Annotated in this window: 17 protein-coding genes; 5 read left to right on the forward strand and 12 right to left on the reverse strand. The window is 62.7% G+C overall.

The annotated features are described in order from the left end of the window. The first annotated feature begins 281 nt into the window (after positions 1-281). Positions 282-467: a hypothetical protein gene (locus ACZ9C1_RS09905; protein WP_110703556.1), complete on the forward strand. Its 186-nt coding sequence runs from the start codon at positions 282-284 to the stop codon at positions 465-467. A gap of 5 nt (positions 468-472) precedes the next feature. Here ACZ9C1_RS09905 and ACZ9C1_RS09910 read toward each other — a convergent pair whose 3' ends face one another. Then, positions 473-667: a hypothetical protein gene (locus ACZ9C1_RS09910; RefSeq protein WP_102683678.1), complete on the reverse strand. Its 195-nt coding sequence runs from the start codon at positions 665-667 to the stop codon at positions 473-475. A gap of 344 nt (positions 668-1,011) precedes the next feature. Beyond that, positions 1,012-1,416 (reverse strand): TraR/DksA family transcriptional regulator, encoded by a 405-nt coding sequence (locus ACZ9C1_RS09915; RefSeq protein WP_277505038.1) that lies wholly within the window; start codon positions 1,414-1,416, stop codon positions 1,012-1,014. Between the two features lie 435 nt (positions 1,417-1,851). Here ACZ9C1_RS09915 and ACZ9C1_RS09920 point away from each other — a divergent pair, with 435 nt between their 5' ends. Beyond that, positions 1,852-6,393 (forward strand): hypothetical protein, encoded by a 4,542-nt coding sequence (locus ACZ9C1_RS09920; protein ID WP_476253930.1) that lies wholly within the window; start codon positions 1,852-1,854, stop codon positions 6,391-6,393. Positions 6,394-6,427: 34 nt separating this feature from the next. On the opposite strand, the gene ACZ9C1_RS09925 is transcribed toward ACZ9C1_RS09920, so the two are convergent. The 8 genes from ACZ9C1_RS09925 to ACZ9C1_RS09960 all read right to left on the reverse strand — a co-directional run bounded on the left by ACZ9C1_RS09925 (position 6,428) and on the right by ACZ9C1_RS09960 (position 18,641). After that, the gene (locus ACZ9C1_RS09925; RefSeq protein ID WP_277505040.1) at positions 6,428-7,201 is read right to left on the reverse strand and encodes an enoyl-CoA hydratase; all 774 of its coding nucleotides are present in this window, start codon (positions 7,199-7,201) and stop codon (positions 6,428-6,430) included. A gap of 13 nt (positions 7,202-7,214) precedes the next feature. After that, positions 7,215-8,342: an acyl-CoA dehydrogenase gene (locus tag ACZ9C1_RS09930; RefSeq protein WP_198755574.1), complete on the reverse strand. Its 1,128-nt coding sequence runs from the start codon at positions 8,340-8,342 to the stop codon at positions 7,215-7,217. 8 nt (positions 8,343-8,350) lie between these two features. After that, complete coding sequence (locus ACZ9C1_RS09935; RefSeq protein WP_139669813.1) at positions 8,351-9,544, reverse strand: acetyl-CoA C-acyltransferase; 1,194 nt, start codon at positions 9,542-9,544, stop codon at positions 8,351-8,353. A gap of 12 nt (positions 9,545-9,556) precedes the next feature. After that, positions 9,557-10,324, reverse strand: coding sequence for an SDR family NAD(P)-dependent oxidoreductase (locus tag ACZ9C1_RS09940; RefSeq protein WP_139669811.1), 768 nt, complete (start codon positions 10,322-10,324; stop codon positions 9,557-9,559). A 10-nt stretch (positions 10,325-10,334) separates the two neighbouring features. Then, positions 10,335-11,981 (reverse strand): AMP-binding protein, encoded by a 1,647-nt coding sequence (locus tag ACZ9C1_RS09945; protein ID WP_198755572.1) that lies wholly within the window; start codon positions 11,979-11,981, stop codon positions 10,335-10,337. A 92-nt stretch (positions 11,982-12,073) separates the two neighbouring features. Next, positions 12,074-16,585 (reverse strand): NEL-type E3 ubiquitin ligase domain-containing protein, encoded by a 4,512-nt coding sequence (locus ACZ9C1_RS09950; protein WP_476253931.1) that lies wholly within the window; start codon positions 16,583-16,585, stop codon positions 12,074-12,076. A 105-nt stretch (positions 16,586-16,690) separates the two neighbouring features. After that, positions 16,691-17,713 (reverse strand): AraC family transcriptional regulator, encoded by a 1,023-nt coding sequence (locus ACZ9C1_RS09955; RefSeq protein ID WP_258600285.1) that lies wholly within the window; start codon positions 17,711-17,713, stop codon positions 16,691-16,693. Between the two features lie 64 nt (positions 17,714-17,777). After that, positions 17,778-18,641, reverse strand: coding sequence for a LysR substrate-binding domain-containing protein (locus ACZ9C1_RS09960; RefSeq protein WP_258600284.1), 864 nt, complete (start codon positions 18,639-18,641; stop codon positions 17,778-17,780). A 113-nt stretch (positions 18,642-18,754) separates the two neighbouring features. Between ACZ9C1_RS09960 and ACZ9C1_RS09965 the strand changes: the two genes are divergently transcribed. Further along, a complete protein-coding gene (locus tag ACZ9C1_RS09965; RefSeq protein WP_277505044.1) occupies positions 18,755-19,861 on the forward strand; it encodes a 2-aminoethylphosphonate--pyruvate transaminase in 1,107 nt (368 codons plus the stop codon). 34 nt (positions 19,862-19,895) lie between these two features. Further along, the gene (gene phnX, locus ACZ9C1_RS09970; RefSeq protein WP_139669799.1) at positions 19,896-20,723 is read left to right on the forward strand and encodes a phosphonoacetaldehyde hydrolase; all 828 of its coding nucleotides are present in this window, start codon (positions 19,896-19,898) and stop codon (positions 20,721-20,723) included. A gap of 70 nt (positions 20,724-20,793) precedes the next feature. Here phnX and ACZ9C1_RS09975 read toward each other — a convergent pair whose 3' ends face one another. Beyond that, entirely contained in the window at positions 20,794-21,354 is a 561-nt protein-coding gene (locus ACZ9C1_RS09975) for an NADPH-dependent FMN reductase (RefSeq protein ID WP_476253932.1), read from the reverse strand. A gap of 158 nt (positions 21,355-21,512) precedes the next feature. On the opposite strand from ACZ9C1_RS09975, the gene ACZ9C1_RS09980 reads away from it, so the two are divergent. Continuing rightward, positions 21,513-21,731: a hypothetical protein gene (locus ACZ9C1_RS09980; protein WP_028690532.1), complete on the forward strand. Its 219-nt coding sequence runs from the start codon at positions 21,513-21,515 to the stop codon at positions 21,729-21,731. Here ACZ9C1_RS09980 and ACZ9C1_RS09985 read toward each other — a convergent pair. After that, on the reverse strand, positions 21,715-23,955 hold the full coding sequence (locus ACZ9C1_RS09985) for an Orn/Lys/Arg family decarboxylase (protein WP_457378714.1): 2,241 nt from the start codon (positions 23,953-23,955) through the stop codon (positions 21,715-21,717). The genes ACZ9C1_RS09980 and ACZ9C1_RS09985 overlap by 17 nt on opposite strands. Positions 23,956-24,016: the final 61 nt, after the last annotated feature.

Raw genomic sequence — 24,016 nt, forward strand, 5'->3', positions numbered from 1 at the left:
GCCACGGACACAAGTTGCGTCAGGTGACAGGCACTTTTTAGTCAAGGTCCGCAGGACCGTGGAAACAAGCGACAAAGCGTCCACGCGCAACGGCGCAAGGGCAACCAGGAAGCAGTTCACCCAGCCACCGCCCGGCGATGCGAAGTAAGCTTCGGCTCGATTCCGCAAAGGGAAACGTAATGTCCGACAGCACAAATGCCGGAAAGGATGCGACAAGCAGCACCAGTTCTTTCGCCAGAAAGGAATGCTGGCCTTCAGTCGCGCATTACAGGAGAGCGAATATGCACGAAAACACTGAAACCCGTCGAGAGGCACGTAACATTTCCGGCCATGATATGCCTCGCTATATCGTCATTCCCGCCGGTGTCGCCTTCTACCACATCGCCGAACGCGATACGGGCCGGGTCAGGGGTTTTCGCCAGTGCCACGAGCAGGCTTGCGCACTGGCCCGACAATTCGAGCGCTGAACGCCTCAGGCCGCGTTGCAGCTGTCCAGCAGGGCCAGCCAGGCATCCCGGCATTCCAAGGCTTCGGCGCGGCTGGCGAATGCTGTGCCGCGACGCTCGCCATCGACCAGTACCACCCAACACACACGGTTGCCCAGGGCCTGCATTGAGCGCGGCACGCCAGTCCCGATCATGACGGCGACATCGACTTGGCTATTCATCATTCCCTCCGGAATTTAATTAGCAACCTAACGATACGCGCATGATACGGCCTGCCCTGCCTGGGAAAAAGCGCCGCCAGGTACAGCTGTATTGCAATTCCGGCAACAAATCCGCTCAATCCAATTGCGCGGACCTGGCCTTCGACACGGGCTGCCAGTCCCCTAATCTGTGCAAGCTGCACACCGGTTTGTTCACCCCGGTACCCAGCTCATCGGCCACCGCGAAGCGACGTCCGTGCTCGCCGGCACGTGGCGCCTCGATGGCGACAGCCATGCTTGATGCAAGGCAAGAAAACACGAAGGCCCCAGGGATCGCTCCGCGGGGCCTTGCACAAGGCGTTGGATCAGATCTGCCGCTGGTGGCGGTCGAGCTGTTCGTGACGCTCCTGGGCTTCGATGCAGTACTTGGTGGTCGGGCTGATCAGCAGGCGCTTCAGGCCGATCGGCTCGCCGCTGTCGTCGCACCAGCCGAAGCTTTCGTCGGTGATGCGGTCCAGCGCCATCTCCAGTTGCGGCAGCAGACGCTGGTCGCGGTCGATGGCATTGACCAACCAGGTGCGTTCTTCCTCGACCGACGCCACGTCAGCGGGATCCGACGGGGTATCCAGGCTTTCGATGGCGGTGCGGCTGAGTTCGATGCGCTCGTGCGTTTCGACTTTCATCGCTTGCAGCAGCTTGGTGAAGAACGCGAGCTGTTCGGCATTCATGTAGTCATCGGCCGACATGGCCAGCAACTGTTCCTTGGTCATCGATTTCTCTATGAAAAAATGTGCATTTGGGCGATTCGGGTGCTGCCTGCGATGCTTCGCCGGCAGCGGAATTCTTCAAGCGCCAACCGGCACTCTTTTACAGGGGGCGGCAGTCTAAGGCGCCAAGCGACGGTGGGCAACAGAAATGACGGCGAATTGGCCGAATCAGCAAGGAATCCGCCAACTGGCTACTTACATTTCTGACGTTGCGCGCCTCATAAAGCATGGGCCGACGATATGTCGGCCCCACCATTTGGCCGGCCAAACCCTGGCAAGCGCTCTTCTTGATGCCTGACGTTTTGCCTTGCCGGCCCATGGCCAGCCACGGAGAACTCGGCACGAGCCCCCAGAAGCAATCCGGGCGATACCCAAGTATCACCTGGGCGTGGTGTATCTACCGTCTCATCAGGCTTCAGAACACCGGAGTCTCACACAATGAACCTGCAGCAACAACTTCTCGAATTCAGCGATCTGGATTGCGCCGTCGCCAAGCGATTCCAAGGCCGCCCCATGCTGGGTGATATCGCCAGCACCATGCTTAGTGAACAATGGCAACAACGTCGGATTGGCTTGTCCCACGCCCCCCTGACGCTGCACTTGATCAGCCGCCGCCCTGGCGGTTCGGGTGCCTGGATTCGCCCGCTGGCGTTCGCGCTGACCGAACGATTCTGTGGGCGCGCCACCCTCAACTTGACGCAGGGCGAAGACTTCATCAGCAGCCATGCCGTGGACAACCCAACGTGGGCCTTGGACATCGACTTGCATGCCGTCGAGCTGCTGATCAACGAATGCGGCCCCCTGTTGCTTGAGCGCTACCGTGAAGAGCTGGTGGAGTTTTGGGGTAATTTCGATAGCGGCGGACAAACACCGTGGCAATGGTATGCCGACCACCTGCAGAAACAGTTTGAGAAGACTGTTGCTTGCAATATCCAAGACAACAGACTGAGCGCTCTGGAGGCCGCCAACGTAAACCAGCTACTCTCAAAAACGGCGCGTCCCGCGCCTACTATGGCGGGGACTTCGGTCGCACTCTTGAGCACCGACTTCTCCTCCATCAGCAAGATCGATGTTGACCTGGGCAGCGCCCTGCTCATCGAGCGCACCAGCACAACGGGCTCAAGTACCCTGCTGTATACGCTGGTCGGCAAATTGCTGGTGTTCCCTTCTCGCCCGACCATGCTGGCGATATTCAACAGACTCTGGCCTGCCAATGACACGACAGCCCCACACAAGGTGCACATTGTGCCGCTGGCAGAGGCCCCCTTCGAGGCCCAGGCACTGGAACTGCTCCAACAGCAGCTGCGCGTCGCCGACGTGGTTTCCCGTAAGTACCATGGGGAGGCGTACGCACTGCCATTGAGCCAGGATCTCGATCGATTGACATCCCTGGTCGACCTGTGCGATCGCAAGGAGCGCGCTCAACGCCTGACCCTGAGCCAACATCTACCGGCATGGTTAAGGGACGCCAAGGTGGATGACCAGGTGCACTACGCGCAGATGCTGGTCGATGTGGCCCAGGCCTACCATGATGCCGATGGCGAGTTCTGGCTCGATGGTGTCGACACCGCACAGGCCTTTGCGAACCGCCAGCTGGCCCAGCGCTTTACCACCGACCATCCCGGTAGCGCACTGCTGCCCGAAGATGTGCGGATCATCAACCATCAGGTGACCGCGGCGGCGGCTGGACAAGATGCCCTGTTTGCCTCGGGCGACACGCAAATAGTGGAGTTCAGCTTTGCCGAACTGGCAATCGGTAATCTCGGCCTGCTCAAACCCGGCCGTGTGGAACTGGCGTCGAAGACCACGGCCCCCTTGCCCGAATGGATGAATGAAAACTATCTGCGCACCCTCGTCACCGAGCTGGACATCGCCAGCGCATACCCGCGAATGTTGCGCGGCAAACTGCTGGACGACGTCGAACAGCAGCGAACCCGCCAGAAGCTGCTTGGCGATCAGCTACGCAAACAGTTGCCGGCCCTGGCACTGGAGCAGCATCTGCGCGGGATGGGTATCAGCGAAGTCTGCGTCAAAGGTGTGGCACAGATTTTCAACGCAACCGTCAGTGGTGGCGAGAATCATTGGGTGATGCGTCCACTGGGGCTGCTCAAGCAGGTCGACGCCTCTGCTGATCATCCTCTCAATGCCTGGATCATCGAGTTGGCGACACCGGATGCAAGTCCATGTCTGCTCTATCGCCCACTGCACCAGCAGCCGTTGCTGCAGTATGACGACCGCCTGGCGCTGTTTGTCGCCATGTGTACCCCTGGCGCACTGCAGGATGACATCCTGCAACGCCTGCCGGAAGCAGACCGCAAGGTCTACGCGCACGGCGGCTTCCTCGAACCTCACGTGTTCTACCCCCTGGACGACACCTTCGCGGTGCCCTTCGGTACGCCCCCACCGGCCACCCTGAGCCTCGAAGCCGCCGTCGACGATATTGGCAAAGCTATTTACCTGGCGAGCGTCCAGGAGTCTATTCAGCGGTTCCAGGCACACGCCAGCACTAGCGCCGAAACGCGCTGGAACAGCTGGAAGGAACTGGGCTGGCTGTTGTTCAATACGCTGCTACCCCTGGCTGGCAGCACACTGGGCAAGGTCGGTTGGCTCGTGCAGATGGAAGTCGCCTTGGTTCAGGCCGTCGAGTCAGTCAGTAATCGTGACCCCGAAGGCCATCGCATCGCCATGGTCAACTTGCTGCTCAACGTTGCGTTGCTACTGCTGTCCCACACCTCCTGGCAATTGAAACTGGAAGAAGGCCAGGAAGGTCCCTTGGCCCGAGAGGTACCCGACACCACATCGGCGATTCTGATTAAACCCGCACACATTGTCACCGCACCATCCGTCGATGCCGCGGACTTCAACTGGGCAAGCCCCGCCCCCACTCTGGATGCTCAGCGGCGCTCGGAACTGGAGGCCTTGCACGCCGATGTCAGCGTACAGTCCCTTGGTACGCCGATTCCATCCGGGCATCTGGCAGGCCTGTACCTGGCGCAGGATGAATGCTGGGTGCACCTGCAAGGCAAGGTGTACAAAGTCCTGCTCGACGAGTCGGGTGAAGAGCCACGCATCGTCAGCAATACCGCCGAACCGCAACTGGGGCCTTGGCTGATGCGTGACGAAGCTGGCCGCTGGCAGCTTGACTTGCGCCTGCGCCTGCGTGGCGGCATGCGCTCAGGATCGCGCATAGCCCGCCTGCGTGAGGCGAACCGCCAGGCGCTGGCCGATCTCGACCAGCAGCTCGACCGCGACCTGGCACAAGGCCTGGCGCAGCTGAAACTCATGCGGGCCGATGCGGCAAAGTTCGCTGACAGCACCTCCGACGCAGCTCTACGGGATCACCTCAAGTCCTGCCAGGACGCATCCTTGTTCTGGGAAGCCCACCTGGAGCGCCTGAACAGCCGCAACGCCCTGTCACCACGCAACGGCTTCAAGGTGGAGCGCGCCAACGCCCTGACCCAGCGCGCACTTAGCGAACAGATGGTCAACCTGACCCTCAAACGCCTGTGCACGCCTCGCCGCAATCAGCTTGCCCAATTCCTCAGCAGTTACAAAGGCAGCATGACCCCCTCTGACCTGGCCATCTACAGCCGACGTCTCGCCGAGCTGTCCCCGTTGTTCGACCAGATGGTGGTCAATGCAGACGCCATGAGCGAGATCCACATGGAGCTCAAGAAACTGACCAACCGCGGTCAGGACAGCATCCAGAAGATGTTTGAAACGCTCAAGCAGACCTGGACCAGCCCAAACGCCCCGTTCACCTGCCGCTACCTGCGCCTGGAAAACCACTTCAACCAGCTATTCACTCGCCACCCGATCGACGACAGCAACCCGACCGGCAGTGCCTTCTGGCTAAGCCTGGCCAATGACAATGTGGGACGCGCGATCAGCCAGCACAGGCAGTTGGCGGCGCTGGACCAACCGAACGCCGAACTGGCCACGCGTCTGCTCAAGGGCATCGACGAATGGCTGAACGATGCCAAACGACAGCTGGCCAACTTCAAGGAACGCTCGCAGGACAACGACGCCCCCGCGTTACTCGAACAAATCGAGAAGGACGTGGCCTACCTACAGGAAAAAGTCCGTGTCGAGCTAGCCGAATACCCCGACTACCCTCCCTCCATCACTGTTGCGCAACTGCGCAAGCACATACCCGGCCTGATCGAGACTGAAGACCACGGGCTGATGCTCGGCGTCCCCCGCGAAGACGATGACACAATTATCGATGTCGCCGGCCCCGATCCGGACAGTCCTCCCGTCGCCTATCGCAGGGAGAACGAAGCCGGTATCGAGATCGCTTCCGCCAATTTACCGCCCCCCCCCTCCAAGGCAGGACTGAAAAGCCTGCTCAAGGAAAGTGGCAAACTGATGACCCGTGCACGCGCCGAGCTGGAGCAAGTTCAACGCGCAAAATCCTCCAGATATCTACCCAACGAAATATATGACTTGCTGATATCGCAGAAGAAACGGCTGATGGAGCAGTCGAATGCCATCGAAAAGCACTTGACCGATGACAACCAGACCGACGAGGCCGCCGCGGACCAGGACGCGGCACGTATCACCAAGGCGCTGAACGACTTGAGCCTGACTCTGGAGCGCCAGGCGGACGAACTACGAACCCAGGCGGCATTACGGCAGAACCCCGAGATGGTGTGGGTGCAGCATCTGATCGACAACGGCAAAGTGACCGTCCATGCACTTGGCACGCGCAAGCTGCTGGCCAAAGTAAAGGGGCGTGCGGCCGATTATCTTGACGAGTATGTGATCCGCTACCAACAGCAGCCGCAGTGGTACGCCCACTTCCATTACGCGGCGCTCGACACCGACAAGTCCCAGTTCCTCGCTGGCCACCTGAAAACCGCCGCGCAACGCCAACTGGCAGGGAGTACCGCGATCGACCCGACTACCGGCAACCCGATAGCGATCCACCGTGGGTCCATCTCCAGCGCCGCAGCGGCCAAGTACTTCTTCTCGCTATGAGTCGGCAAGGCCGCTGCAGCTCAAGGACCCGCGCTCAACGGTCGTTGAACTGCGCTTCGCGCTTCGCGATAAAGGCGGCCATGCCTTCCTTCTGATCCTCAGTGGCGAAGGCGGCGTGGAACACCCGGCGCTCGAAGCGCACGCCCTCACTCAGGGTGACTTCGAACGCCCGGTTAACGCTCTCCTTGACCATCATGCTCACCGGGATCGACTTGGCCGCAATAGCCGCTGCCACTTTCAACGCCTCCTCCACCAACTCGGCCTGCGGCACGATGCGCGCCACCAGACCGGCGCGCTCTGCTTCCTCGGCGCCCATCAGGCGCCCGGTCAGGCACAGCTCCATGGCCTTGGCCTTGCCCACCGCGCGGGTCAGGCGCTGGGTACCGCCCATGCCCGGCAACACGCCCAAGTTGATTTCCGGCTGGCCAAACTTGGCATTGTCGGCGGCGAGGATGAAGTCGCACATCATCGCCAGCTCGCAGCCGCCACCCAGGGCGAAGCCCGATACCGCGGCAATGATGGGTTTGCGCCGGTTGGCGATGCGGTCGGCGTCGCTGAACAGGTCGTCGACGTAGATCTGCGGGTATTGCAGCTCGGCCATTTCCTTGATGTCGGCGCCTGCGGCGAAGGCCTTGGCGGAGCCGGTGAGCACCACGCAGCCGATGTTCGGGTCACGCTCGAGCTGGTCCAGGGCCTGGTTGATCTCGCCGACGATCTGCGCGTTCAGCGCGTTGAGCGCCTGCGGGCGGTTGAGGGTGATCAGGCCGACCTTGCCGTGGATGTCCAACAGGATGGTTTCGAATGCCATGCAGTCTGCTCCTTCAAAGATTGCGCGCAATGACCATGCGCTGAATGTCGCTGGTGCCTTCGTAGATCTGGCAGACCCGCACGTCGCGGTAGATGCGCTCCAGCGGGAAGTCGCTCAGATAGCCATAACCGCCAAGCGTCTGCAAGGCATCCGAACAGACCTTTTCGGCCATTTCCGAGGCGAAAAGCTTGGCCATCGAGGCCTCCACCAGCGCCGGGCGCCCGGCGTCGCGCAGGGCCGCGGCGTGCAGCACCATCTGCCGGGCCACGGCGATCCTAGTCGCCATGTCGGCCAGACGGAAAGCCACCGCCTGGTGCTCGATCAATGGCTTGCCGAAAGTTTGCCGCTCATTGGCGTAGTCGCGGGCCACCTCGAAGGCGGCGCGGGCCATGCCCACCGACTGCGAGGCAATACCGATCCGCCCGCCCTCGAGGTTGGCCAGGGCGATCTTGTAACCCTGCCCTTCCTCGCCCAGGCGATTGGCCACCGGTACCCGCACGTTGTCAAAGACGATCTGGCAGGTGTCGGAGGCGTGCTGGCCGAGCTTGTCCTCGACCCGCGCCACCTGGTAACCCGGTGCATCGGTGGGCACGATGAAGGCCGTGATACCGCGTTTGCCGGCATCCGGGTCGGTGACGGCGAAGACAATCACCACCCCGGCATTCTGTCCGGAGGTGATGAACTGCTTGCTGCCATTGAGTACGTAATGGTCGCCGTCCAGGCGAGCGCGGGTCTTCAGGCTGCTGGCATCAGAGCCGGCCTGGGGCTCGGTCAGGGCGAACGCGCCGAGCATCGCGCCGCTGGCCAGCGGCGCCAGGAACTGCTGCTTCTGCGCCTCGTTGCCGAACTTTAGGATCGGCACGCAACCCACCGAATTGTGCACGCTCATGATGGTGGAGCAGGCGCCGTCACCGGCGGCGATTTCTTCCAGGGCCATGGCGTAGGCCACGTAGCCCGTGTCGCTGCCGCCGTACTGCTCTGGCACCAGCATGCCAAACAGCCCCATGCCGGCCATCTCCTCGATGGCCTCCCTGGGGAAGCGGTGATCCTTGTCCCATTGCTCGGCAAACGGCCTCAGGCGCTCCTGAGCGAAGTCACGTACCGCGTCGGCGATCTGTTGTTGCTCGTCAGTTACCAGCATGATTCACCTCAGTACAGGCATTCGACGGCCATGGCCGTCGCTTCGCCACCGCCGATGCAGATGGCCGCCACGCCACGGCGCAGGTTGTTCTGGCGCAGCGCCGACAGCAGGGTCACGAGAATGCGCGCGCCCGAGGCGCCGATCGGGTGGCCCAGGGCACAGGCGCCGCCGTGGATGTTCACTTTCTCATGGGGCAGGTCGAGATGCTTCATGGCTGCCAGGGTGACCACGGCGAAGGCCTCGTTGATCTCGAACAGGTCCACCTCGGCCAGTGTCCAGCCGGTGCGCTTGAGCAGCTTTTCGATGGCGCCGATGGGCGCGGTGGGGAACAGCGCCGGGGTGTCGGCGAAGGCCGCGTGGCCATGGATCAGCGCCAACGGCTTGAGGCCACGCTTCTCGGCCTCGGAACGGCGCATCAGCACCAGCGCCGCGGCACCGTCGGAAATGGAGCTGGAGTTGGCGGCGGTGACGGTGCCGCCTTCGCGGAAGGCCGGCTTGAGCTGAGGGATCTTGTCCAGGCGCGCCTTGGGCGGCTGCTCGTCATCCTTGATGACGCGCTTGTCCTTGCCCTCGGTGACTTCCACCGGGACGATCTCGGCAGCGAAACGGCCGCTCGTGATCGCATCCTGCGCACGGGTCAGCGAGGCGATGGCGAAGGCATCCTGGGCTTCGCGGCTGAAATCGCCTTTCTGCGCGCAGTCTTCGGCGAACGTCCCCATCAGCCGCCCTTTGTCGTAGGCGTCCTCGAGGCCGTCCATGAACATGTGGTCGATGATCTTGCCGTGGCCCATGCGGTAGCCGCCACGGGCCTTGTCCAGCAGGTATGGAGCGTTGGTCATGCTCTCCATACCACCCGCGACGATCACTTCGGCGCTGCCGGCCAGCAGTTGGTCGTGGGCCAGGATCGCCGCCTGCATGCCCGAGCCGCACATCTTGTTCAGCGTGGTGCAGGTGGTGTGCTTGCCCAGCCCGGCGCCGAGGGCCGCCTGGCGCGCCGGGGCCTGGCCCTGCCCGGCCGGCAGCACGCAGCCGAACAGCACCTCCTGGACGCTGCCGGCATCGATACCGGCGCGTTCGACAGCCGCGCGGATCGCCGCTGCGCCCAGTTGTGGTGCGGTGAGGCTCTTGAGATCGCCCTGCAGGCCACCCATGGGCGTGCGCACGGCGCTAACGATGACAATTGGGTCGTTGACGAGGGTCATGTTCAATGCTCCTTACTTGGCAGCCATGCGCAGGGCGCCGTCAAGGCGGATTACCTCGCCGTTGAGCATGCTGTTCTCGATGATGTGGCGGGCCAGAGCTGCGTACTCCTGTGGGCGGCCCAGGCGCGGCGGGAACGGTACGCCGGCGGCCAGGGAGTCGCGAACCTCCTGGGTCATGCCGGCCATCATTGGCGTCTCGAAGATGCCAGGGGCGATGGTCATCACCCGGATCCCGAAACGCGCCAGCTCACGGGCCGCAGGGAGCGTGAGGCTGGCAATCGCGCCTTTGGATGCCGCATAGGCAGCCTGGCCAATCTGCCCGTCATAAGCGGCGATGGAGGCGGTGTTGATGATCACGCCGCGCTCCCCTCCTTCGTCAGGCTGGCCCTCGGCCATGGCTGCCGCTGCAAGGCGCAGCAAGTTGAAACTGCCGATCAGGTTGACGTTGATGACCTTGGTGAAGCTGGCCAGGCCATGCGGGCCCTGCTTGCCCAGCACCTTCTCGGCGCCGACGATACCGGCACAGTTGATCAGGCCATGAATACTGCCGAATGCACTGACAGCAGCGTCGACCGCCGCCTTTGCGGCCTGCTCGTCACTGATATCGGCAACCGCGAAACCGGCGCTGTCACCCAGTTCACGTGCCTTGGCTTCGACGGCCGCGGCATTGAGGTCGACCAGCATGACCTTGGCGCCCGCCTCGACCAGCATCTGCGCGGTGGCGGCGCCCAGCCCGGAGGCCGCGCCGCTGACGATGAAATGTTTGTGGTTGATCTGCATGTGTGGTTCCTCAGGCGCTGGCGCGTGTGGCCAGCTGCGCTTGTTGTTTGGCGATTTCCTGATTGCGCAGGATGAAACGTTGCAGCTTGCCGCTCGGCGTCTTGGGCAGCTCGCTGACGAATTCGATTTCACGCGGATAGGCGTGGGCATACAGTCGCTGGCGCACGTGCTGGCGCAAGGCATCTTCCAGCTCGGCCGTGCCTGTCACACCTTGGGCCAGGACGACGAAGGCCTTGATCAGCTCGGTGCGTTCCGGGTCGGGCTTGCCGATGACTGCCGCTTCGATCACCGTGGGGTGCTCGATCAGCGCGCTTTCCACATCAAAAGGACCGACTCGGTAACCGGAGGTGGTGATCACATCGTCGCTGCGGCCGACAAAGCTGATGCTGCCGTCGGCGTTGAGCTCGACGGTATCGCCGCTGAGGTAATACTTGCCGACGAACGATTTGGTAGGTACATCGCGATAACCGCCGAACCAGCACAAGGGTGATTGCTCACGGTCCACGGCCAGAATCCCAGGTTGCCCGACCGACAGCTCCGCGCCCTGCTCATCGAGCACGACGATACGGTGGCCTGGAATGGCGAAACCGGCAGACCCCAGGTGTACCGGGTGCTTCAAGCCATGGTGGTTACACAGCACCATCCCCAGTTCGGTCTGGCCATAGTGATCGTGGATGGTCACTCCCAGTTCGTCGGCAAACCAGCGTATGACCTCTGGATTGAGCGGCTCGCCAGCACTGCTGACAACCCGCAGGCGGCCCTGGATTGGCGCGGAAAACGCTCGGCCCGCAGCGATCAGCAGTCGATAAGCCGTTGGCGAACCGGCCAGGTTGTTGATGCCCAGTTTGTTGATGATGTGCGCGCAGCTCTCGACGCTGAACGGGCCATCGTAGAAGGTCGTGGCATGGCCCAGCGACAAGGGGCCGGTAACTGCGTAATAGAGGCCATACGCCCAACCCGGATCGGCCAGGTTCCAGAAGTTGTCTTCCGGGCGCAGGTCGATGGCATCACGCATGTAGCCCTGGAAGGCGACGATGGCGCGCAGCGGCACCTCCAGGGGTTTGGCCGGGCCGGTGGTACCCGAGGTGAACATCAGCAGGAAAGGGTCGTCACCCGTGCGCATGACAGGTTCACAGTCGCCCGCGACACTTTCGAGGCTGGCATGGAAATCCAGTTCGCCAGCGCGTGCCTTAACGGTGATGATCTTCGGGCAATCACTCACACTATCGAGCTTGGCACGGTTCTGCTGGTCGGTCACCACCACGCGTGCTGCGGACTGCTCCAGGCGATGTTCGATGGCCTTCGGCCCGAAGGCAGTGAACAACGGCTGGTAGACCGCACCCAGGCGCCAGGTGGCGAGGATGGTCACCAGCAACTCGGGAATGCGTGGCATCAAGCCGGCGACACGGTCGCCCGCGCCCACCCCCTGGGCTTTCAGCACGTTGGCAAAGCGGGCCACCCAGGGCGCCAACTCGTCGAAGGTGTACCGCTTGCTGTCGCCATCACGGCCTTCCCACAGCAGCGCCGGCTTGCCGCTGCCGACATGGCGGTCACAGCATTCGACGCAGGCATTGAGGGCCGTCAGTTGCCCGTGCAGTGCTGCGCGGGCAGCCTGGGCATGGTCAAACGAACGGGCGGCATCGGCGTAATCACGCATCGTCAGACTCCTGGTTGTTAGTTATTGTTGGAGTGCACCATTGGTCTGACGATGTTGTCGCTAGAGGCCCTGACGAGCAATGGCCAAAGCTGTCAATCTGGATGACCGGTTTGGTCGCCAGGTGGCAGGACTGAATCCGCGTCGGGCCTCAGCAAAGGTGTTGTCAAGAAGATGACCAGACGGTTTTTCAGGTAATCAAGCTTTTCGGCCACCTCAGCGGTTTGCTCCAGATACTGCTGGCTGGTCATCTCGGACTGCCGGTCATATAGCTGGTCCAGACTGTCCTGGGATTGCTCGAGGATGGGCGCGAACGCTTCCGCCTGTTGCGTTTCCAGCCATTGGCTCCAGAATTTCTGCTGGCTCAAGAAAGCGGCTTTTGCTTCGACGGTGGCCGCATCCCTTACAAAGACCCGTGCGGCCGCCAGGTCCGCCTCGCTGACGTTGGCTATCGCGCCAAACAACATCGAGTGCGGCTGGCTTGGCAGCTTCATCTCTTCGGCCAACGCCAAGCGAAAATAAAGGCTGACCTCGACGGCATCAAGATGCGGGGTGCTCAGCGTCTTCTCAGCGATGTACCTGCCGATATGTTCCTTCAGCAGCGTGAGGCGGAACAAACCCTGCCCCAGGTCGAGCAGTGCCTGTTGCTGCTCGGCCACTGCTGTCGAGCGCTTTGCGTTGTTCACCAATGCGAGCAGATGCAGCTCGCTGAAGCGATCGGCGACATCATCTGCACAGGTAACGTTGCCAACCGCATGGGCGTGGACGTCGTCTGCCAGCGCCGTGTCAGTATCCATGGCGTCAAGCAGCGTCCACACTCGAGCATCCAGCACACGGTGGTAGGCCTGATTGCGATAGTCGCTGCTTTGCTGCAGCCGGCGCAGGATCGTTTCCAGTTCGCGGCTTCTTGGGTCAGCGAACAATCGATCCCAGGTCGCCCCACGCGCTTGCGCCTGCTCTCCGACCACCCAGACTGCCCTGGCAGCCAGCAGCTCAGGGGCGGGTTGTGGGGCTGGCGGATGGACAGGTGCAGGGCGCGCATACAGGCGCTCCAGTTGCACCTGATCAATGGCGTTTCGACCCAGTAGAATCGAAGTACGATAGTTATACGGCATTGCCTGGATGGTGGCGGGTACGTTGACCAGGTTATTGGAACTCAGGTCGATCCAGCGCAGCAGTTGACACCGTTCCAACCCTGCAGGCCATTGCGTCAATCCGCACAGCCTCAGGCTCAAGCGCCTCAGGCCTGAAGCCCAATCGCCCAGGTACAGACTGCGAATCGACGGATTGAAACTGAGGTCCAGCTCCCGCAGGCGAGTCAGTGAACTCAGCGCCTCGGATACGCGCTCGCCGTTGCGAATACCGTTGTACGAAAGGTCCAGTCTTTCAAGAAATCGCAGGTACCGAATGCCGACCGGCAATGCTTCCAGACGGTTGCGCGCCATGCTCAGACGGCGAACATGCCCGAAGCAACTGAAGAAGGCATCTGGAACCATCTGCAGGGGCGTATTGACCATTGCCAGGGAGGTGACGTAATGGAAGTCGATCGCGTCCTCCAGTAGAGGCAGGCTGCTCACACGATGGCCGCTCAGGTCCAGAACAAAGCCGCGCACGGCATTTTCATGGACATCGACCGGTAATTGCCGGCGCCAGGCTTGTAGCAACCTTCGGCCAAGCATGCGACGCGCTGCCCGTTCTCCTCCTGACCCGGCAGAAATCCATGTTTCCAGGTAATGGTCGAGCATATGGTAGTTCTGCTCTTCCAGAATCAGCGCGGCGTAGGGGTTGGCAGCGTCCAGAATGCGAAACAGATGCTCATCGATCTGCCTGGGCGTATCACCCTGATAGAGCCTGACCAATCGCCGCCGAACCCGCCACCCAGGCCCCCGCACTTGAGATACGCTGCCGCCCAGCGAATACCCTACACGGCCGTCTCCCAAGCGCTGCCCCGGATTGAACCAGCCCTGCTGTTCCCGCCAGGCCAGTTGTTTCACCAGCTTCTGCCGACCTATGGGCAGCAGATTGACGACCTGTCGCCGTAGCTCGCCAGCCGGGTGCTCGCTGCCTAGGCCAAGGGCGGCTTTCTGCTCTGCTGTCAGTACTGTGACTAGGGCCTGGAAGAGGTCATCAGGGGCGCAGCTCTGCTCTGGCAACTCAAGGCCTTGAGCGTCATACAGCACGAACGCGCCCGCATGCCGCACCAGGGTTATCTGATCGGCTTCCGGAGCCTGCACGTTGATAACTGCCAGCCGGCGCCCCTCCGCAGAACCGAGGCGCAACTCCACGCGCCGCGAGAAAGACCAATGGCCAAGCCTCGACAACAATCCCAGCGCCAACTCATCACCGACATCACTGTAGGCGTTGCGCAGCATCACGCCCTGCACGGCTTGATTCAGCCTGGCAAGCTGAAGCAGGGAGCGCGCTCTGGTGGCGACAGGCAACGGCAGGCGCTGCAGCAACTCGACCTCTTCTCGCTCGTCGCCGCTGACCTGACAGGCCAATTCGATGGCGTAATCGGTGGGCAGGCCTGGGAAATCCCGTCGGAGTACTTGAACAACAGGATCAGAACCTGGCTCGACGGCTGTCAGGTAATCGAACAGGCCATGACGTAGCTCGATCTGTTGGTCGAGGATAGCTCCAGGTCGTTCGGCGGCCGTCAGCCCAGCTAAACCGGGGTGCTTCTCGCACCATTCAAGCAGCGCTGGGTCATCGTGCACAGACTCACCGCAGGCCAGCGACTCGAAGAAACGCTCGATCTTTTCATCGGCCTCGAAACGGCGCAGCGTATCGCGCAGGTTGGCCGGCAAAGGGCGGTTCTCCACCAGAATCCCTCGCAGTTCATCCACATCGCTGCAAGCCGCCTGCAGGACCTGCTTGGCGCGTTGCGGGTCGAGCGGACGTTGCTGTGGCCAGAGACGGCCAAGCATCTGCCGTGCATCCTTCCAGTCCATGGGCGAGTCGTCAGGTAGCAGCCACAGGCGCTCAGCGTTGTGCTGCAACACCGGCCCGTAAGCCTGTGGCCGATCCGGATGGAGCAACCGCCAGGCCCCGTTCTCACTCGGCTGATGAACCTCGTAATAATGCTCCTCAACCCTCAGCCAACGGCGGCTGCCTTGGAAATACAAGCCATCTGCGCCCAGGGTCGCGTCATCCGGCAACTCGCGCGCGTAGATACTCAGGTCGCCGTTCCACAGCCCTTGGCTGTCATCGTCCAACGCAACCACTTCCAGGCCCTCGACCAGCGCCCTGTCGACCAAACGGCCCACAGCGGCGCCTGCAACCAGACCAACAGACGTGGCGGCAACAACCTGCGCCACGTTCAGTGCATGCTGCAATGCTTCGTGATCATGCCCTTTGGCCCAATTTGTAACGCCCTCGAACACCTGGGCGCAAACATCCTTCAGCAACGCCCCCAACAGCACGGCCCCTACCACCGGAATGAAGAACCCGGCCAGCCCGATCAGCTCCCAGCCAAGCGACTTCCAATCCTCCAGGCGTTTACGGCTGGCCTCGGCATCAGCGTCTGCGGTAGGTACAAGCAGCGCTTTGGCATCCGCGCGCACGCGCTCGACCTGCTCATCCACCCAGCGTGTGAAGACTGTGCCATGACCGGTCATGCCATCTAGCTGCAGGTCAGGCGCTGCATCCATCAAGCGCAACTGCAACTGCCGGAAGAACGCGCTGCGTGCATCCAGCGCGATCAATTGCAGGAGTTCGCGCAGATAACCCTGGCGCCGTAGGTGAGAGACCATTTCAACTTGCAAGTCCTGCGTGGAGCTGTGCCAGCGCAGTGGATTGTCGGCATCGCCAGGCATGTAGGTCACGACACCTGCATTATCGCCATCGACAGTTTTCAACTGGATGATCAATGCCTCATGGACCAGCACCCCCAGCATGGACATCAGCCCTGGATACGCCGTGAGCCTGGGCTCGGTACTCGTGCCGTTCGGGCTTTCAGCGTAGTGCTCCAGTGCGGCGCTCACATCGCTGTCGATCTTGCCCTTGAGAAATGCGACATGCACGGCCAGCTTGAAGCCCGCAAGCTTGTCCGCGACCAGCAGCGCCTTGTTCTGGGTGAGATGTTGATCAAGCAGTGCCTGGTACTGCTTTCCCGCATCCAGTTGGCGGCACGTTTCGATCAATTGCGCCGTGTTGCCAATGACCTGATCATCGCCAACCTGAACAACCAAGCCACTGCCGCTCAGAGGGGTGGCACTATCGGCAAAATTCTGCGCCAGGCGCGACAGCGCTGGCTGAACTTCAAAAGAATCTTCGAAATGGGGAACCGAATGCCCCACCTCTTCACGCATCTTTCTTCGCCACTGCAAACTGGTCAGTGTTTGCCCATTCGGCAGCATGCCTGCCAGGGCTTCGGAGAATCTGCTCTCGGCGAACACATGCAGCGGTACGACTGCGTTGGTCGCGCTGGCCACGGCTATCTGGCTGGCTCTATGGCTGGCGATCAATACCCGCAACGTGTAGATGTTGGCTGCAGAGGTACCTGAGATCCATCGAGGGAGCGATTGGGTGAAAGCGGCAGCAGCCGTTTGCATATCCTTGGCAGAGACGCCGTTGCGGGTACTGGGTACAGTCGGAAATGTTCGCATGAAGAGCCCTCTGTGCTGATGAGAGGGCACAATCTTTCACTCATTGCGGCGAAGCTTCAGAGGGAAGCGAAACAGCTGCCACGGCGATTCGGGAGCTGCGGTCGCTCAGCAGTGAGCATCGCGCGCCTGGACCAGCGCACGGTAATGGCCGGGGTTGCAGCCGAACCATTTGCGAAAGGCCTTGTAAAACGAACTGCTGTCGGCAAACCCCAAACGCTCGGCGATGTCCGCCATGGCGGGTTCAGCCTCGCTGAGCCAGGCAATCGCCAATTCACGTCGCACGCTGTCTTTGAGGCCTTGGTAGGTCTGCCCCTCCTCGGCCAGGCGCCGACGCAGGGTGGAAGGCGACAGACACAGCTGCCGCGCCAGGGCGTCGGCGTCAGGCCACTGATTGGGGTGTCGATGCAACAGGTCGTTGCGTATACGCCGCCCCAGGCTGGCAGGATCGCGATACTTGACCAGAATGTTGCCGGGCGCTTCGGCCAGGAAGCGTTGCAGTTCCTGCGGCGTACGCTTGAGTGGCAGGTCAAGGCTGTCGGCGGCAATGATCATCCGCGTACGCGGCCGGTCGAATTGCAAGCTTTCCGAGAACATGACCCGGTAGTCATCGCAGAATGAAGGCTCGCCGCAGCGCAGGTCGATGGCCAGGATCGGGATGCGCCGGCCGGCCAACCAGCAGGCGACGCCGTGCACGATCATCCAGAAGGTGAAATAGGTGAAGGCTCGGCGGGACGCTTCGCGGGGTTCGTTGATGACGATTTCGGCGAGGCTCTGCTGGCGTATCAGGGTGGGATGCAGGTCCTCGAGCATCAACGAGAGAAAACCCAGCGCGACGTCCAGCCCCTCACCGAGGGTCGGCTGAGCCATGGCTGCGCGGGTCATGAAGGCCAGGCTACCGACGGGCAGGCCACGTGGGTCCATGGCAAAGAATTCATCGTTGCAGCGCCGCGCCAGCAGCCGCCAAAGCTGCGCGTAGGCATCGGCACTCACCCGCGCCTCTGGCAGCTCAAGCTGCGCCGGGTCGATACCGGCACGCCGCAGTACACCGACATCGGGTTGCCCTGCCGGGCAGGTCTGCAACAGGGCTTCGCGCACCAGCTGCATGGAAATGGTGTCCTTCTCGCTCATCGACAATCCAGTCTGCGCTGTGGTGGCCATCTTAAGCCGCCATGGAGAAAACGTCAGCCGCCAATCACTGGCCGGCGGCCAGGCCCAGGAATGCCTGGATCAGGCGCAGCTCGCGGCGGCGCTCCAGGCAACCGACCATGTGCTGGTTGACCAACCCCTGGCCGGCCAGGGGGCGGGCCACCACCCGGGGGTCATGAGCCACCTCGGTGGAGGACACCACGCCGATGCCCAGCTCCGCCGCCACCGCCTCGGTGACCGCCTCGCGGCTGTCCAGCTCCAGCAACACCCGGGGTTGCACGCCTGCGTCGGCACAGGCCTTGTCGAAGGTGCGCCGAGTGGTCGAGCTTGGCTCGCGCAGCACCATGATCTGCCTGTCCAGCACGGCCAGGGGCAAGTCGCCGTCGCTGCTCGCCCAGGCGTGCCCCACCGGCAGCAACGCGCACAGTTGCGACTCGCACAGGCCCTGCAGGTGCAGGCCCTTGCGTGGCTCGATCTCCGTCAGCACGGCCACGTCGGCATGCTCCGACAGCAGCGCGGCCAAGGTTTCCTGGGCGTTGCCCAGGCGCAGGTTGACGGTGATACCGGGGTAGCGCTCGCGCAATTGCGCCAGCATCGGCATCACCCGGTGCGGCCCGTCCGCCGCCACCTCGAGGCGCCCGGTGAGCAACTGCCGGTTGGCCTCGAGCATGGCCTGGGCCTCTTCGGCCAGGCCGAACATGGCCCGGGTGATGGCCGCCAGGCGCGTGCCCTCCTCGGTCAGCTCGACCCGCCGTGCGGTTCGCCGCAGCAACGTGATCTGGTAATGCTCCTCCAGCGCCTTTACATGCCCGGTCACCGCCGGCTGGCTGATGAACAGGCGCTCGGCGGCACGGGTGAAGCTGCCCTCGCGGGCGACGGCATCGAAGGCACGGAGCTGGAACAGGTTCATATCTATCGGCCTGACTTATGGCTGGCATATCTACAAACAATTTGATTGATGACACGGTGAATTGCAACCTAGCCCCACTAGCTTCCAGCCCACCGCAAGTGAGGAACCACGGAATGAGCAACGCCCCGATCCTGCTGACCCCCGGTCCACTGACAACCTCGATCCGCACCCGCCAGGCCATGCTCGTGGACTGGGGCTCGTGGGACCGCGACTTCAACCAACTGACCGCCAGCGTGTGCGAGCAGCTGCTGGCCATCCTCGACGGCAGCGCCAGCCATCACTGCGTGCCCCTGCAAGGCAGCGGCACCTTCGCGGTCGAGGCCGCCATCGGCACCCTGGTACCCCGGGACGGCAAGGTACTGGTGCTGATCAACGGCGCCTACGGCCAACGCCTGGCCAAGATCTGCAAGGTACTGGGCCGCGCGTACAGCACCTTCGAGACCGCCGAAGACCAGCCAACCACCGCCGCGGACGTCGACCGCCTGCTGGCCGCCGACCCCGCCGTGACCCACGTGGCACTGATCCACTGCGAGACCAGCACCGGCATCCTCAACCCGCTGCCAGAGATCGCCCAGGTGATCAAGCGTCATGGCAAACGCCTGATCATCGACGCGATGAGTTCGTTCGGCGCACTGCCAATCGACGCCCGCAAGATTCCCTTCGAAGCGCTGATCGCCGCCTCCGGCAAGTGCCTGGAAGGCGTACCCGGCATGGGCTTCGTCTTTGCTGAAAAAACCGCCCTGGCCGCCGCCGAAGGCAATGCCCACTCCCTGGCCATGGACCTGCAAGACCAGCACGCCTACATGACCAAGACCGGCCAGTGGCGCTTTACCCCGCCGACCCACGTGGTCGCCGCCCTGCACGAAGCGCTGCAGCAATACAACGAAGAGGGTGGCCTGCCCGCCCGCCACCAGCGCTACGCCGACAACTGCCAGACCCTGCTCGACGGCATGGCAAAAATCGGCCTGCAGAGTTTCCTGCCCGCCGAAATCCAGGCACCGATCATCGTCACCTTCCACGCGCCGAAAGACCCGCGTTACCAGTTCAAGGATTTCTACGAGCGCGTCAAGGCCAAGGGCTTCATCCTCTACCCCGGCAAGCTGACCCAGGTCGAGACCTTCCGCGTCGGCTGCATCGGCGTGGTCGGTGCCGAGGGCATGCTGGCCGCCGTGAACGCCGTGGCCGAAGTGCTGCGGGAAATGGAAGTACTGGACATCTGACCCTCTGCCCACCCAATTCAAGGAAAACGCGCACATGAACTACAGCAACCCCACCCAGCTGCAAGCCGCCATCCTCGACTGGGCCGGCACCGTGGTCGATTTCGGCTCGTTCGCTCCGACGCAGATCTTCGTCGAAGCCTTCGCCGAGTTCGACGTACAGGTCTCCATCGAAGAGGCCCGTGGCCCGATGGGCATGGGCAAGTGGGACCACATCCGCACCCTGTGCGACGTGCCGGAGATCGCTGAGCGCTACCGCAAGGTGTTCGGCCGCACGCCGACCGATGACGATGTGACCGCCATCTACGAGCGCTTCATGCCGCTGCAGATTGAGAAGATCGCCGTGCATTCGGCGCTGATCCCCGGCGCCCTGGATACCCTGACCGGGCTGCGCAAGGACGGCCTGAAAATCGGCTCATGCTCGGGCTACCCGAAGGTGGTGATGGACAAGGTGGTCGAGCTGGCAGCGCAGAACGGCTATGTGGCCGATCACGTGGTGGCCACCGACGAGACACCGAACGGTCGCCCGTGGCCCGCCCAGGCGCTGGCCAACGTGATTGCCCTGGGCATCGACGATGTGGCCGCCTGCGTGAAGGTCGACGACACCGTACCGGGGATTCTCGAAGGCCGCCGCGCCGGGATGTGGACCGTGGCACTGGTGTGTTCGGGCAATGCCCTGGGGCTGACCTGGGAAGGTTACCAGGCCCTGAGCGCGGAAAAGCTGGAGAGCGAGCGCAAGCGCATTCACGCGATGTTTGCAGGGTCGCGCCCGCACTACCTGATCGACACCATCAACGAGCTGCCTGAGGTAATCGCCGATATCAACCGGCGGTTGGCCAAGGGGGAGATGCCGCAGGCTTGCTGATCGTCCGCGTGATGGCCATCGCCGGCAAGCCGGCTCCCACAGGAGCCGGCTTGCCGGCGATGAGGCATCTTCAGACCGCCCGGTTAAGCTTCACCCACGAGGCAAACTTGTCGATGAACCCCTGCAGGAACGGCCGGGTCTTGTCGCTCAACTTGCCACTGTCATCGAACAACGTTGCCGCCCCACCGAGGTAAGCCTCGGGCATCTGCATGCACGGCATATCGAGGAACACCAGCGACTGGCGCACCGCATGATTGGCACCAAACCCGCCGATCGCCCCCGGCGACACGCTGGCCACCGCCGCCGGCTTGCCAGCCCACACGCTCTGCCCATAGGGACGCGATCCTACATCAATGGCATTTTTCAACCCCCCCGGCACCGAACGGTTGTATTCCGGCGTGACGAACAGCACCGCGTCGCTGCGGCGGATCTCGTCGCGGAAATGTTTCCACGCCTCAGGGGCGCCCTCGGCCTCGACATCTTCGTTGTACAACGGCAGGTCGCCGATCTCGACGATTCGCAGGGCAAGGCTGGACGGCGCCAGCTCAGACAGCGCGTGGGCCACCTTGCGGTTGTAGGAGTCCTTGCGCAAGCTGCCGACGACGACCGCTACCGAATAGACCTGGCTCATGGCGTTTTGCAACCTCTGCTCTGGGAATGGGACCAGTTAGTTATAGATGACCGTTCCTCGGCTTCGCGGTTTTTTTCCATTCGGCTGAAAACTTCCCGGGCGATTCACTGGTCTATGCCTACAGACATTTCCTACACGATTCAGAGGTTTCCACCTAAATGGCAGCAGTAATGGTCGGCCAGTTCCACGCCCGCGACGCCGAAGGCCGTATCTACCCGGTCCACGAGTTCCAGGAGTCAACCCTCCAGGCCGACGGCAGCACCCTCGGCGCGCCGGTTACCAGCTATCGCCTGGCTATCGGCGACCGCGTCAATCACCTGGGCGACGACCGTTTCGAGCTGGCCCAGACCGGCGTCGAGATCATTCGCATTCCTTGACGCAGTCCACCGTATACAGCTGCCCTTCCCGCTGCAGGCCGTGCACGTCGGCGACGAAGCCTGGGAAACCCTGGTCGAAGGCCCGGGCGCAGTCCAGGTAGACCAGGATCGATCGGGTCGCCTCGGTGAAGCGCTCGCCCGGCATGATCAACGGGATTCCCGGGGGATAGGGCACCAGCATCACCGCCGCGACCCGGCCCAGCAGATGCTCGATAGGCACCGCCTCCACCTCCCCGCGCACCATCCGGTCATAGGCCCCGGCCGGAGTCATCGCCACCTCGGGCAAACGGGTGAACAGCTGCTTGAGCTGCCTGGATGTGGCATTGCCACGGTAGAAACCGTGCAGTTGCTGGCACAGGTCGCGCAGCCCCAGCCCCTGGTAGCGTGACGGCTGCTCCACCATCACGCTGGGCAGGCAGTCGGCCAGGGCGGTATTGGCGTCGTAGTGGCGCTTGAATTCCAGCAGCTCGGTGAGCAGCGTGCTCCACTTGCCCTTGGTGATCCCCATCGAGAACAGCACCAGGAAGCTGTACAGGCCGGTCTTTTCCACCACCAGCCCGCGCTCCCAGAGAAACTTGCCCACCACTGCCGCGGGAATTCCATGGCCCTCCGCTGCGCCAGCGGCGCCCGGCATCACCAGGGTGACCTTGAGCGGGTCGAGCAAGACATAGTCGTCGCCCAACCCGCCAAAGCCATGCCACTCCGCCCCCGGTTGCAGCAGCCAATCCGCCGCCTGCAGCTCACCGGCCTGCACCGTCGGCGGCTGCCAGATGCTGAACCACCAGTCATCGGCGGCGAGGTGCTCGCGCAGGTTGGCCAGCGCCCGGCGAAAGCTCAGGGCCTCGTCGAACATCTCCTGCAGCAGCGAACGCCCCGCCGGGCCTTCCATCATCGCCGAGGCCACGTCCAGCGAAGCGAGAATGCTGTATTGCGGCGAGGTGGAGATATGCATCATGAACGCTTCGTTGAAACGGTCACGGTCCAACTGGCGGCTGGCACCGTCCTGCACATGGATCATCGAGGCCTGGCTGAAGGCCGCCAGCAGCTTGTGGGTAGAATGGGTGCTGAATAGCAGCGGCCCATCGTCGGCACGCGGCGTGCCCATGGCGAAACGGCCGGCGAAGAATTCATGGAAGGCAGCGTAGGCGAACCAGGCCTCGTCGAAGTGCAGCACCTCGACGCTGGCACCCAGGGCCTGCTTGATCATCCCGGCGTGGTAGCACAAGCCGTCGTAGGTAGAGTTGGTGACCACGGCCAGCTTGATCTTCGCAGGCTTTCCCTGGGCCAGCGGGTGGGCCTGAATCTTTGCCTGGATCGACACCTGGCTGAACTCATCAAGAGGTATGGGTCCGATGATGCCCAGCTCGTTGCGTTCCGGGCACAGGTAGATAGGAATGGCGCCAGTCATGATGATCGCGTGCACCACCGACTTGTGGCAGTTGCGGTCCACGAGCACCAAGTCACCGCGCCCGACCATGGCGTGCCAGACGATCTTGTTGGCGGTGGAGGTGCCATTGATGACGAAGAAGGTATGGTCGGCGCCGAAGTTGCGTGCCGCCCGCGCCTCGGCGGCGGCCAGTGGGCCAGTGTGGTCGAGCAGCGAGCCCAGTTCCGGCACCGAGACCGACAGGTCCGAGCGCAGGGTGTTTTCACCGAAGAACTGATGGAAGGCCTGCCCCACCGGGCTCTTGCGGTAAGCCACGCCACCGCCGTGGCCCGGTGTGTGCCAGGAGTAATTGGATTGTGCGGTGTGCTGCACTAGGGCCTTGAAGAAAGGCGGCAGCAGGCCGTCGAGGTAGTTATGCGCGGCCCGCGCCACCTGGCGGGCGAGAAACGGCACGGTGTCTTCGAACAGATAGAGAATGCCGCGCAGCTGGTTCAGTTCACCCATGGCCTCGGCCGGGGCATTCTCCAGGGTGACCTGCTCGCCCAGGGCGAAGATCGGCAGGTTGGGCGCCCTCAGCCGCGCCAGGCGGATCAGCTCGGCCATGTTGTGCAGCAGCCGGCTGTTGTCGCCGACGCCCTCGGCGGCGATCAGCATGCAGGCCAGGCCATGATGAGTGGCAGCCACCAGCCGCGCTTCGGCCTGGTCGGCGGCGGCGAGGATGGCAAAGCCGTCACGCACCAGTTCATCGGCAATGCCGCGCACCCGCTCGCCAGCGACGCTGTCGGCCTTGATGGCCCGGTGGACGATGAGGATCGGGAACTGCAGGTCCTTGTACATCGGGCGGCTACCTCTGCGGGTAATTTCCCTCAGGGTAGTCGAGTGTGATGCTGTCATCGCC

Source organism: Pseudomonas sp. TE21435 (genome assembly GCF_056279265.1).